Consider the following 11814-nt stretch of genomic DNA (forward strand, 5'->3'; position numbering starts at 1 on the left):
GCGCGCCCTGCGGCCGGAACACTCGCGCGCAGCGGCATCGTCGGTGCGCGCGCCGATCAGCAGGGGGACGTCCGTTGTGAAGGCGGTCGGCGGGATCGAGGCGGGACGCTCGTGCACGATCGCCCGGTGGAACGCGCCGCGGGTGTCCGGCGCCGCCAACAGGTCGGTGACCCGCAGGGCGTTACGCCCGCCGCCGAGGATCGTCACGTTCGTCGGATCCCCACCGAACCCGGCGATGTCTTTCCGGACCCAATCCAGCGCCCCGAGCAGGTTCCGGAGCGCGCGGCCGTGCCGGTCGACGGCGACCAGGACCACGTCGTCGGCGGGAAGCGGGAACCCCGGATGGTGGGTCGGCCCGGCGCAGTCCGCCGGCCGGGCGGTCGCGCCGCGAAACCAGACCAGGACCGGACGCCGGGCCGCGCACGTCGCAAACGGGGTGCGAACGTCGAGCCGCGGGCCGTTGTCGCCGCCGATCGCCGACCCGTACGGAATCCCGGGAAAAGTAATGGGCCCGCCTTCGGATGTTCCCCGAATCCTTCCGGACGAGGTCTCGAAATCAATCTCGTACACGGGAACCTCCGGTTGCCTCTGAATGCTCGACCACCAGCACAACACACGAATTCACGGATGTCGACAATTTTGTGATGCGAGCCGTCGAAGACGCTCCTTGACTTCAAGGCGCAAACCGGAAAACCTCGCCGGGTTCACCCAAGGATCATGTCTGACCTGCACATTTCACGAGAATCGGCGATCCGATGTGCGATCGATGAATTCACTCGTTGAATTCAGGCAACGAATTCACCGGCCCTGATGTTGCGTTCCGGTCTCGATGGGAAACCCCGCAGAATCGACTCTTGTCGAACACCTGAAAAGCGAGTATTCATAACGACACCCGATCGGACGGTCGACGTTCTTGCACCCGTCCCGACGGCTTCCCGATTCCGTGCGGAGCCGCCGGTCGATCGACCATCCCGGTTTCCCGGAACGACCCTGCGAGGAATTCATGCTCCGTTCGCCCCTGACCCACCCGAGAAGACGCCACACGATCGCGGCCGGCGCCGGCGCACTGGCCTTGCTCCTCGCGGCCTGCGGCGGGCCCGGTGCAGGCTCGCACCCGGGGGCGGGGCCCACCGGAGAGCCCCGCCGTGGCGGCACCCTTTTGCTGGGCATGCCGGTCGATTACCAGACCCTGGACCCCACCGCGCCCAACTTCACCTCGATGACCGACTACACGGCGGCCCGCGCCATCATGGATCCGCTCTTCGACCTGGATCGGCGCGGCAATCTCGTCCCCGTCCTGGCCCTGTCCGCGACCTCCTCCGACGCGGACCGCACGTTCACCGTCGCCCTGCGCGAGAACGTGCGCTTCTCCGACGGCACGCCGCTGGACGCGCAAGCCGTCGTCGACCACTACAAACGCCTCCAGGAAACCAAGACCTGTCTGGGCTGCGATCCGCGCGTGGTCACCGACATCGCCTCGCTGAGCACGGCCGGCACCCACACCGTGGTGTTCCACCTCACCCAGCCGTGGGCGAAGTTCCCGGTCCTGGCCCTTACCCAGACCGCGGCGCTGATCCCGTCGCCCACCGCCGTTCGGGCCCAGGGCGACAACTTCGGCCGAGCGGCGGTGGGCGCCGGCGCCTATCGCCTCGAACGGGTCGCCCCCGGCAGCGCCATCATCCTCGTCCGCAACGACACCTACTGGCGCCCGGAAAAGGCCAACCTGGACAAGATCCTCATCAAGATCGTCCCGGACACCCAAAGCGCCGTGCAATCCGTCCAGTCCGGCACGCTGGACATGGCCGTCGCCACCACCCCCACCCTGGCCGAACAGGCGCGCGGCGCGAACCTACAGGTGCAACTCAACGAGGGCTTCGCACCGGAGGGTCTCAACGTCAACACCAAGCGCCCCGGCCTCGACGACGCGCGGGTGCGCGCGGCACTGAGCGCGGCCATCGACCGCAAGGCGATCAACAAGGCCGCCTACGGAAACGGTTCCAAGCCCGCCCTGGCCCTGCTGGCCGACGACAACCCGGCACAACAGGGCATCGCCGTGCCGGATTACGACCCGGCCGCGGCCCGCCGACTGCTCGCCGAGTACGGCAAACCCGTGTCGGTGGACATCCTCGCCCCCGACCTGCCCGCCTACCTGACCCAGGCGCTGCTGCTGCAACAGATGTGGAAGGACGTCGGTGTCGACGCGAAGGTCACCGCGGCCGGCCCCACCCTCAACCAGGCCATCCAGCAAAGGAACTTCGACGTCCTCCTGGGGCCGTTCTTCGTGGACACCACAACGGTCTCCGGACTCCAACCCAGTTTCGTCTCCGGCGGGTTCAGCAACCTCAGCGGCTATGCGAACCCGCACACGGACGCCTTGTTCGCCAAGCTCGCCCCGATCGCCGACGACGCACAGGCCCTGTCCACCGCGCGGGAGATCGTCGGCACTCTCGCGCGCGAGGTCCCGGTCATTCCCGTCGTGCGCAAGATGGGCATGTTCATCGGCTCCGACCGGGTACACCTGCCGCCCGCCGACTCGCGCGGCGTGGACATCTTCTCGATGACCGACGTGTGGCTGAGCCGATGAACGCACGCTACCTCGCCGGTCGACTCGGCCAGGCGGCGATCGTCCTGGCCGCGGTCGCGGTCGTCACCTTCGTCCTGGGGCGAATCCTGCCCGGCGACCTCGCCGCCGCAGTCCTGGGGCCGACCGCGACCCCGGAGCAGACCGCCGCCTTCAACCACCGCATTGGGGCCGACCACAGCGCGATCGAGCAATTCCTGGACTGGCTCACCGCCGCCCTCACCGGAGATCTGGGCACCTCGCCGCTCAACGGCCAGAGCGTCTCCGCCGCGCTGCGCGACCGTGCGGAACCCTCCCTGCTGCTGATGCTCCTCGCCGAGGCACTGGCCCTGGCCATCGCCGTCCCGGCGGCGCTGTGGGCCGCCTACCGTCGCGGCCGACCGGCCGACCGGATCGCCAACGGCGCATCCTCGTTCCTGCTTGCCGCACCACAGTTCGCCATCGCCGTGCTGTTGGTCTACGTCTTCGCCGTCCGCCTCGGCTGGGCCCCGGCCACCGGCTACACACCCCTGGCGCAGGGGGCCGGCGAGACCCTGCGCAGCCTGATGTTGCCGGCGGTGACGCTCGCCCTGGGACTGGCCGCCGTGTACTTCCGGGTGCTGCGCAACGGAGTGATCGAGACCCTCCGGCAGGACTACATCCTGGCGGCCCGAGCCCAAGGACTGACCCCGCGCGAGATCCTGCTGCGGCATGCGCTGCGCCCGGCCCTGCTACCGCTGGTCACGCTGGTCGGACTCAACTTCGGCGTGCTGATCGGGGGCGCGGTGGTGATCGAGCAACTCTTCGCCATCCCCGGTCTGGGCACCTACGCGTTGGGCGCCGTACGAGCCAAGGACTTCGTCGTCCTGCAGAGCGTCGTGCTGTTGATCGCCGCGCTCTACGTCCTGGTCAACCTCGCCGTCGAAGTGCTCTACGGCCTCCTGGATCCGAGGATTCGCCATGCCCGTTGACACCCTCGTGCCCACCGCCGAGGCCACCCACCGGGACAAGGTGACGACCCGTCGAGCCCGCCCGGGGGCCGCTACCGCGGCGGCGTCGGTGGTCTTGGGCACGATCGTGCTGGCCGCACTGCTGGCGCCCGTCCTGCCGCTGGAGAATCCCGAACACACCGACGTCTCCGCGCTGTCCGCCGGATTCGGCGCCGAACACCCACTCGGCACCGACGCACTCGGCCGGGACACCCTCGCGCGCATCGTGTACGGGGCCAGAGTGAGCCTGACCGTCGGACTCGGCGCCACCGCCATCGGCGCGGTCGTCGGCACCCTGCTCGGCATGATCGCGGGCCTGAGCACCGGATGGGCGCAGGCGATCGTGATGCGGCTCGCGGACGTCCTGCTCGCCTTCCCCGCGCTGGTGCTCGCGCTCGCGGTGATCGGTGCGGTGGGCCCCTCGGCAACCAGCGTCACCCTCGTGGTGGGCGTGCTGTTCGTACCCGGCTTCGTACGCGTCGTGCAGGCGCCGGTACTGAGCCTGGCACAACGCGAGTTCGTCCTCGCCTGCCGGGCGATGGGGATGTCCGCCACGCGGTTGATGTTGCGCGAGATCCTGCCCAACATCACCGGCCTGGTCGTCACGTACGCGGTGACCATGTTCGGCCTCGGCGTGATGATCGAGGGCGGCCTGGGATTCCTCGGGATGAGCGTCCCGCCGCCCGCGCCCACCTGGGGCGGCATGATTTCCGAGGGCAGACAGGTCCTCGCCGAACACCCCGTGGTCACCCTGACGCCCACCGCCGTGCTCGTGCTGGTCGTGCTGTGCGCGAACGTCCTGGGCGACCGACTGACCGCCGTCTTCGACTCCCGCGGAGCGATGTTGTGAACCGTCTCGACAAGACACCGCGAACCGCTCCAGAGCCGAGCGCCGACACCGGACCCGAGCCGTTGCTGGACGTGCGCGACTACCGGGTCCACCTCCACTCGCCGCGCGGCGCCGTACGGGCCGTCGACGACGTGAGCTTCACCCTGGCCGCCGGACGCACCCTGGCCGTGGTCGGCGAATCCGGGTCCGGCAAAAGTGTGCTGTGTCGGAGCCTGCTGGGCCTGCTGCCGCCGGCCGCCATCGCCGTCCGCACCGGGACCGCACGCTTCGCCGACCTCGAACTCACCGGCTTGAGCGAGCAACGGCTGCGCGCGCTGCGCGGTCGCCGGGTCGGCATGGTCTTCCAGGACCCGATGACCGCACTCAACCCGGTGATGCCGGTATGGCGCCAACTGGCCCTGCCCCTGCGCCGCCACCTGGGTCTGGGCCGCAAGGCGGCCCGGGCCCGCGCGGTCGAACTGCTCGACACCGTGGGCATTCCCGACCCGGCCCGACGCGCCCGGCAGTACCCCGTGCAGATGTCCGGCGGAATGCGCCAGCGCGTGATGATCGCGCTGGCCCTGACCTGCGACCCCGAACTGCTCATCGCCGACGAGCCGACCACGGCACTCGACGTCACCGTCCAGGCGCAGATCCTGCGCCTGCTCGACCGCCAACGTGCCGAACGTGCCATGGCGATGATCCTGATCAGTCACGACCTGGACCTGGTCGCGGATCACGCCGACGACGTCATGGTCATGTACGCCGGACGACAAGCCGAACTCGGCCCCACCGACGCGGTGCTCACCGCACCCCGAATGCCGTACACCCGGGCCCTCCTGGACACCGCGCCGCGACTGCACTCCGTGCGCGCCGAACGGTTGCCGACCATCGGCGGCGAACCCCCGGACCTGACCCGCACCGCCGACGGCTGCGCCTTCGAGAGCCGCTGCCCACGCGCCGACCACCGATGTCGCAGTGCCCGGCCACCGTTGGTGGTGCCGCCGGGGAGCGGGCACCGGGCCGCCTGCCGGCTCCCCGAGCCGTCGGCGCCACACCCGGCGGTCGATGTCGTCCCCGGCCGGGCCGACGGTGTCGACGTATCGAAAGCGAGTACCCCATGAGCAGCATCGACACCCCCGACCGCACCCGCCCGCAGCACGACACCGACGGCGAAACGGGCGCGGACCGCGCCCTGTTGACGGTTCGAGACCTACGGGTGCGGTATCGCAACGCGGGCCGCCTGTTCGAAGCGGTCGCCGGTGTCGACCTCACCGTGCAGGCCGGGGAGACCCTGGGCCTGGTCGGCGAATCCGGCTGCGGCAAATCGACCGTCGCGCGTGCCGTCGCACGGCTGGAATCCTCGATCTCCGGGCGCATCGAGTTCGACGGCGAAGACGTGGCCCGGCTGCGCGGCAAGGCACTGGACCCGTACCGCCGTCGAGTGGGCATGGTGTTCCAGGACCCCATCGCGTCCCTGAACCCACGTCGTCGGATCCGCGACATCATCGCGACCCCGCTCGAACTCGCCGGCGACACGGACCGTGCACGCATCGCCGACCGGGTGGGGGAACTGGCCGACCAGGTCGGCCTGCGCACCGCGCTGCTCGATCGGCGCCCACACGAGCTGTCCGGCGGCCAGTGCCAACGCGTGAGCATCGCCCGGGCCCTGGCCCGAGTCCCGGACCTGCTGCTGTGCGACGAGATCGTCTCCGCGCTCGACGTCTCGGTCCAGGCCCAGGTGCTCAACCTGCTCCTGGACATCAGGGACCGGCGGCACCTGGCGATGCTCTTCATCTCCCACGACCTCTCGGTGGTCCGCCACGTATCCGACCGGGTCGCCGTCATGTACCTCGGCCGACTGTGCGAGGAGGCGCCGGTGGACGACCTGTACGCGGCCCCGGCCCATCCCTACACGCGCGCACTGCTCGCCTCGGTCCCCGGCCGCGGCGCGAACACGCAAGGCCACGGCCTGCTCACGGGCGAACTGCCCTCGCCGATCGAGCCGCCCGGCGGGTGCCGCTTCCGGACCCGCTGCCCACTCGCCCGGGAGCGCTGCGCCGTCGAGGAGCCGCAGCCGGTGCAGGTGCGTCCGCACCACCGGGTGGCCTGTCATTTCCCGCTCGGGACGCGGATCGACGCGGAGCGGGTTTCGAGGGAGGCGGTGGGAAGTTGACCGCGGTGGGCGGCGCGCGGGCCGGTGCCGGCGGCCCGCGAATCTCGCCGCGAGCGGGCAACCTGGGCCGACTGTTGGAGTGTCTGGCCCCCAAGCCGCTGTCGCAGACGGAACTCGCGGTGGCCTCGGGCCTGTCCGAGGCCACCGTGTCCAACCTCGTCAAACTGTTGGTCCGTGATCGACACGTGGTATTGGAACACAGCGTGCGCAACGGTCGCCGCGCCAACGTGGTGCGGCTCGCCGCGCATCGTTCCTCATGGGTGCTGGGGGTGGACCTCGCCCGCTCCTGGATCAGGGTGGGCCTGATGTCCTCGACCGACGAAATCCTCGACGCGCGGGCGCCGATTCCCCACCCGTGTGCGTACTCCGAGGCACTGGAGACGATCGGCCGGCTGACCCGGGGCCTGCTGGCGGTGCGCGATCCGTCCTCGATCGCCCCGGTCGCGGGCGTGGTGTCGGTCCCGGGCCCGGTTCGCCGTCCCGAGGACGACGCGGCCGGCCGCGACCTGATCCCACAGGGATGGCACCAGACGACCAACTGGGGAAGCGTGCCGCTGACCCACGACATCGGCGAAGTGGTGGGCGTACCCGTCCACGCGGACAACGACGCCAACCTGTCGGCACTGGCCGAACTCCACCGGGGCGCAGCCGTGGACAGCCGCGACTTCCTGTTCCTGTCGGTGGACGCCGGTGTCGGCGGGGCGCTGGTACTCGACGGGCGCATCTACCGCGGCGCGACCGGCATGGCGGGCGAGTTCGGCCACACCGTCGTCGAGCCACACGGCCGGGCCTGTTGGTGCGGCGCGCGCGGCTGCCTGGAAACGCTGATCGGGGAGCGGGCCCTGCTCGCCGCGCTGCGCACGGCCGAGCCCGCGCCGCACACCGTGGACGACGTCGTGCGGGCGACGCTCGCCGGAGACGGCGCGCATCGGGCCGCCGTGCACGAAGCGGGTCTGGCGATCGGCACCTTCGTCGCCGCCGTCAGTACGCCGCTGGATCTCGACCTGGTCGTGATCGGCGGCGCCCTGGCCCGGGCCGAAACCCTCCTGCTGGACGGGGTGCGAGCCCAACTCGCGCACTACCTGGGCCGATTCAGGCCCTACACGATCGAGGTGAGCACGGCGCGGCTCGGGCGGGACGGACCCCTGTACGGAGCCCTGCTCGCAGCCCGCGAACGGCAGACGGACCGCGACCCGCTCCGGATCGGCGGCCCCCGCGCCGAGGCCACCACATCGCCGTGAGCCGGCCGCGAACGGCTCCCTCGCGTTCCCTCCTTGTTCCTTGACCACTTGTCGTGTCGAGCAGAAAGACGGATGCACCGATGACCCAGACCCGGTCCGAAACCCAGGTCCAAACCCGGCCCGAAACCTCGTGGGACCCGAAGGAGAACAACTGGCGGCCACCGACCCACCTGCCGCCCGGCGACCCGGTGGTCACCGAGTCGGGCGTGCGGCGGTACGAGGGCCTCACCTACGCGGCGACCGCCGGGTACCGTCCGTGCCTGCTCGACGTCGCGGTGCCCGCCGGCGATGGGCCCGCACCGGTGGTGGTGTGGATCCACGGCGGAGCCTGGCAGGACGGCGACCGGCGCTACCCGCCGCCGACGGTCACCCCGGAGTTGTTGTTCGGCGGCATCCTCGACGCCGGCCTCGCACTGGTTTCCATCGACTACCGACACAGCCTGGAAGCGCCCTTCCCGGCCCAACTCCACGACGCCAAATCGGCGGTCCGCTACCTTCGCCACTACTCCCGCGTACTGGGCATCGACCCCGAGCGCATCGGTGTCTGGGGCGAGTCCGCCGGCGGCCATCTCACCGCGCTCCTTGCGCTGACCCCGTCCGACGACCCGGACCATCCCCTCGAAGGCAGCGTGGGAATCACCGGCCCCAGCAGCGCCGTTCGGGCCGCGGTCGACTGGTATGGGGTGTCGAACGTGCCCAGCCTGCTGTCCACCCTCCACGAACTGCCGCCCCCGGGCGCGGCCCACCGCCCCGATCCCTGCGAGGCGCTGCTCGGCGGGCGCCCCGAACAATGGCCGCTGCTGGCGCGCTCGGCGAGCCCGCTCACCTACGCGGACCACGTGGCCGCACCGCTGTTGCTGCAACACGGCACGAAGGACACCGTGGTCCCGCACGAACACAGCGCGCAACTCGCCGCTCGACTGGCCGCATGCGGCAGCGAGGTCACCCTGCGATCGATACCCGACGCGGACCACTGCTTCGTCGGCCTGGCGGACATCGCCCCGGTGGTCCACGAAGGCATCACGTTCCTCGAGCGACACCTGGGCTGACCGAGCCCGGGCCGGGCGGGGACGGAGCGTCGAAAGCCTCGTGGCGATTCGGCTTCCCCGGCAGGCTGCGACGGCCGGCTCGTCCCGGACGGGACCGGTCGCCGCAGCCACCTCCGCCGGTCCCGGGACCGGCTCGCCTACTGCGATCGCAGCAGTTGTGGATGTCTGCGGCGGCGGGACGACTTCCGAGTCCCGTTCCAGGACGCCCGGAGGGGCCGAGGCAGTACGGCTTGGACAGGGTCGGTGGGTTCGCGATCCACTCCCCGGCCACCGACACGTACACCAACGCCCTCGTGCTCACCGCAACCCCCACCGATCACCCCGTCGCCGCCTTCGACACCGCTGCCCTGGCCCACCTTGCCGACTACACCGAGTAACCAGGCCACTCCACCCCGGCCGGCAAGGGACCTGCGACCCGCCGCACCGGTGGAACCCTTGACTAAAGTAAACGTGAACGTACACTTCCTGTATGAGTGCAACGGCTACTGCGCCTCAACGGCGGGGACGTGGAGGTAGGGAGCGCATTCTGGCCGCCGCCGCCCGGCTGTTCGCGACCCAGGGGATCAACGCGACCGGCATGGAACAGGTGGCAGAGAAGGCACCGGTGTCGAAGCGGACGCTCTACGCGCACTTCAGGACCAAGAACGACCTGGTCATCGCCCACTTGCAGGGCCTCGTGCTGACGGGCGCCACCTTGGAGAGTGTGCTGGACCGCGAGGACCTCACCCCTCGGGAACGGGTCCTGATGCTCTTCGACCAGTTCACGACGGACGCGGGTCCGGTTCGTGGGTGTCCGTTCATCGATGCCGCTGTGGAGTTCCCGGACCCGGAAAGCGCGGTTCACTCCTACGCCCGCGACCAGAAACTGCGGATGGTGCGGCTCATCGCCGCCTTGGTGACGGAGCTGGGCTGTCGTGAACCCGACGCACTCGCCGAGCAGTTGGCCACTCTCGCGGACGGCGCGGCCAGTCGCGCAATGGTGCTGGGCGAAGCGGACTATGGCCGGCACGCACGGGCAGCGGCACAGGTTCTCCTCGATCAGGCTCTGCCGAACACCAACGGACGAGAAAAGGGTCGGTGAACAGTCCGTCGTGGACCGCGGCCAGGCCAGGGTCGATCGAGGGGCATCCCGACCCGTCGCGGGCGTCCAGGCGTGCGCGGACGTGCGGTACCACCGTGACGATCTCGGGGTGCGCGGCACAGGCCAGAGCGCCGAGCGAGGCGGACTTGCCGATACTCGGGCTACCGGTGACCACCCGCAGTCCCCCGGTGGTCACGTCTTCCAACCACGGTGCGAGCACGCGCAGTTGGGTGCGGAGGCCGGTGAAGCGGGTGCCGGCCTCGTCGGTGAAGTGGCGGGCGTCGGAGGGATCCAGGAACACGCGCAGTGCCGGTTCGGCGATCGACGCGCGCGGCGGCGGACGCGGCGCCGGCCGAGGATCACGGCCGTCGGACGCGCCCGCGACGCCGAGAGGCAGGCTGCCCCAGCACGGGCGCGGGGATGCTCCCGAATCGGGACGATCCCGGCGGTACTCCTGGGCGAGCGCTATGGGAGCGCGTGCGGTTGCCCCGCTGGGCTGGAAGGTCGCCCGCTACGGAAATCCCGCGACACGATGGATGATCGCCGCCGAGCCGGCCGGTCTGCGATTTCACCCGCTGCACCGTCGTCGACCTCGACGCCGAAATGCCGAGGAGCCCACGACGACGAAGTCGTCTTGCTCCATGTGCCGATCTCCTTCCGCGACGGGTGCGTGGTGGAAGGGATCAGGGCCCGGCCGGTGGGTCGCCCCAACCGTCGAGGGAGAACGGCTTCCGCCGGGCGATCTGCGCCAGCGCGGCGGCCGTGTAGGGAACGGTGTCGGCGGGTGGGTCGGTCGGGTCGGCCCACAGAAGCCGCGCGCACTTGTGCGGTTCACGGTTGATCGGCCGGCCGCGCCAGTCGTCCGCAAGGAAGAAGAAGCCGATGCGTGGTTCTTCGTCGCCGTTGCGGTGGTGGACGACGTGCACGAAGTCGACGGCGGCTTCGTCGAGTTCGACGCCGACTTCCTCGGCGGCCTCGCGGATCGCGCCGGCGATCACGGATTCCCCGGCTTCGAGGTGTCCGCTGGGTGGGCAGAGCCGGCCGTCCGCGTAGCCGGTGTTGGCGCGTTCCATGAGCAGGATGCGTCCGTCGGCTCTCCGAAGGAGCACGTAGACGTCCACGATGCTGCGGTAGCGGCTGGTCATGCGTTTCTCCCGAGTCGACGACGGAACGGGGCACCGGCCCCAGGATGGCGTCCGAAGTGTCGGCGGTACCACGGGAGACCGGACGTTCGCCGATCGGACCCGCGCGTGGGAGAGCGAACATCGCCGGGCCCGCCCCGGTGCCGGGGGTCGTCCCCGGGCCACGACGCCCGGCCGGCCGGGCCGCCCGGCGCTGCTGGTCGAAGCCCGGGGCGGCGGCTACGCCCCCGGGACCCCGCGCGCCGGCTGGGACCATGCCACGCCGTACGTGCATCGCATGCTCGCCGACGTCTGGGGCCTGGACCTGCTCACCGCCCGGGCCGAACTCGCCGCGGCGGACGTCAACCCGGCGACGACGGAACTCAGGCCGCTCGCCCACCGCCTCCTCGCCGAGGCCCGCGTCCAGGCGACCGAACACGCCCGCACCATCGCCGAACGACTCCGCACCACCCCGAACACCCGGCCCCCCGCGCACGCTTGACCGCCGCGCCCACGATCCGCGCCCCGCTCCACACGCCTCGTGCCGGAGCGGGGTCGTGGGTCGTGGCCCCCGAGTCGGCGTGACGTGACCGCACAAAGCGGGTCGAGTCCGGTCGGTTCGCCGGGGTCGCGCTTCGAGGCGCCGGTGCGACTGAGGGGATCGGAGCTCGGGCTCTCGCGCCGAGGGGGTTGAGACGACACGAACGGCAGCGTGGAGCCGGTGACTCGAACCGTCGGACCTTCCGGGTCCGTGTGGGTGAATACACG

General features: G+C 70.7%; 12 protein-coding genes. 10 read left to right on the forward strand and 2 right to left on the reverse strand.

What is annotated here, in order from left to right:
* Positions 1–570 (reverse strand): carboxylesterase family protein (locus tag ACFXMF_RS43705; RefSeq protein WP_380021171.1); only part of this gene is annotated, 570 nt, incomplete at its 3' end.
* A 598-nt stretch (positions 571–1168) separates the two neighbouring features.
* Here ACFXMF_RS43705 and ACFXMF_RS43710 point away from each other — a divergent pair.
* The 9 genes from ACFXMF_RS43710 (at position 1169) to ACFXMF_RS43750 (ending at position 9925) form a co-directional block, all read left to right on the forward strand.
* The gene (locus ACFXMF_RS43710; RefSeq protein ID WP_360313498.1) at positions 1169–2584 is read left to right on the forward strand and encodes an ABC transporter substrate-binding protein; all 1416 of its coding nucleotides are present in this window, start codon (positions 1169–1171) and stop codon (positions 2582–2584) included.
* Entirely contained in the window at positions 2581–3531 is a 951-nt protein-coding gene (locus ACFXMF_RS43715) for an ABC transporter permease (RefSeq protein ID WP_360313500.1), read from the forward strand. The genes ACFXMF_RS43710 and ACFXMF_RS43715 overlap by 4 nt, the downstream gene beginning before the upstream one ends.
* Entirely contained in the window at positions 3521–4399 is an 879-nt protein-coding gene (locus tag ACFXMF_RS43720; protein ID WP_360313502.1) for an ABC transporter permease, read from the forward strand. Before ACFXMF_RS43715 ends, ACFXMF_RS43720 begins: the two co-directional genes overlap by 11 nt.
* Entirely contained in the window at positions 4396–5502 is a 1107-nt protein-coding gene (locus tag ACFXMF_RS43725; RefSeq protein ID WP_379988233.1) for an ABC transporter ATP-binding protein, read from the forward strand. The genes ACFXMF_RS43720 and ACFXMF_RS43725 overlap by 4 nt, the downstream gene beginning before the upstream one ends.
* Positions 5499–6554: an ABC transporter ATP-binding protein gene (locus ACFXMF_RS43730; RefSeq protein ID WP_379988232.1), complete on the forward strand. Its 1056-nt coding sequence runs from the start codon at positions 5499–5501 to the stop codon at positions 6552–6554. Before ACFXMF_RS43725 ends, ACFXMF_RS43730 begins: the two co-directional genes overlap by 4 nt.
* Positions 6555–6559: 5 nt before the next feature.
* On the forward strand, positions 6560–7795 hold the full coding sequence (locus ACFXMF_RS43735) for an ROK family protein (RefSeq protein ID WP_379988235.1): 1236 nt from the start codon (positions 6560–6562) through the stop codon (positions 7793–7795).
* 80 nt (positions 7796–7875) lie between these two features.
* Complete coding sequence (locus ACFXMF_RS43740) at positions 7876–8844, forward strand: alpha/beta hydrolase (protein WP_360313508.1); 969 nt, start codon at positions 7876–7878, stop codon at positions 8842–8844.
* A 230-nt stretch (positions 8845–9074) separates the two neighbouring features.
* A complete protein-coding gene (locus ACFXMF_RS43745) occupies positions 9075–9221 on the forward strand; it encodes a hypothetical protein (RefSeq protein WP_360313510.1) in 147 nt (48 codons plus the stop codon).
* Positions 9222–9313: 92 nt separating this feature from the next.
* Positions 9314–9925, forward strand: a complete 612-nt coding sequence (locus ACFXMF_RS43750) for a TetR/AcrR family transcriptional regulator (RefSeq protein WP_379988231.1) — start codon at positions 9314–9316, stop codon at positions 9923–9925.
* A gap of 683 nt (positions 9926–10608) precedes the next feature.
* Here the strand turns inward: ACFXMF_RS43750 and ACFXMF_RS43755 are convergent.
* Complete coding sequence (locus ACFXMF_RS43755; RefSeq protein ID WP_360313514.1) at positions 10609–11070, reverse strand: NUDIX domain-containing protein; 462 nt, start codon at positions 11068–11070, stop codon at positions 10609–10611.
* Here ACFXMF_RS43755 and ACFXMF_RS43760 point away from each other — a divergent pair.
* Positions 11069–11548 (forward strand): hypothetical protein, encoded by a 480-nt coding sequence (locus ACFXMF_RS43760; protein ID WP_379988230.1) that lies wholly within the window; start codon positions 11069–11071, stop codon positions 11546–11548. The genes ACFXMF_RS43755 and ACFXMF_RS43760 overlap by 2 nt on opposite strands.
* Positions 11549–11814 lie beyond the last annotated feature (266 nt).

This window comes from Embleya sp. NPDC059213, from assembly GCF_042754445.1.
Lineage (GTDB): Bacteria > Actinomycetota > Actinomycetes > Streptomycetales > Streptomycetaceae > Embleya.

Excerpts from the sequence above, each read along its gene's own strand:
- ACFXMF_RS43710 (WP_360313498.1), top strand. The coding sequence starts at position 1,169 with ATGCCGGTCGATTACCAGACCCTGGACCCCACCGCGCCCAACTTCACC.
- ACFXMF_RS43760 (WP_379988230.1), top strand. The coding sequence starts at position 11,069 with ATGCGTTTCTCCCGAGTCGACGACGGAACGGGGCACCGGCCCCAGGAT.
- ACFXMF_RS43720 (WP_360313502.1), top strand. The coding sequence starts at position 3,521 with ATGCCCGTTGACACCCTCGTGCCCACCGCCGAGGCCACCCACCGGGAC.
- ACFXMF_RS43750 (WP_379988231.1), top strand. The coding sequence starts at position 9,314 with ATGAGTGCAACGGCTACTGCGCCTCAACGGCGGGGACGTGGAGGTAGG.
- ACFXMF_RS43740 (WP_360313508.1), top strand. The coding sequence starts at position 7,876 with ATGACCCAGACCCGGTCCGAAACCCAGGTCCAAACCCGGCCCGAAACC.
- ACFXMF_RS43755 (WP_360313514.1), bottom strand. The coding sequence starts at position 11,070 with ATGACCAGCCGCTACCGCAGCATCGTGGACGTCTACGTGCTCCTTCGG.
- ACFXMF_RS43730 (WP_379988232.1), top strand. The coding sequence starts at position 5,499 with ATGAGCAGCATCGACACCCCCGACCGCACCCGCCCGCAGCACGACACC.
- ACFXMF_RS43715 (WP_360313500.1), top strand. The coding sequence starts at position 2,581 with ATGAACGCACGCTACCTCGCCGGTCGACTCGGCCAGGCGGCGATCGTC.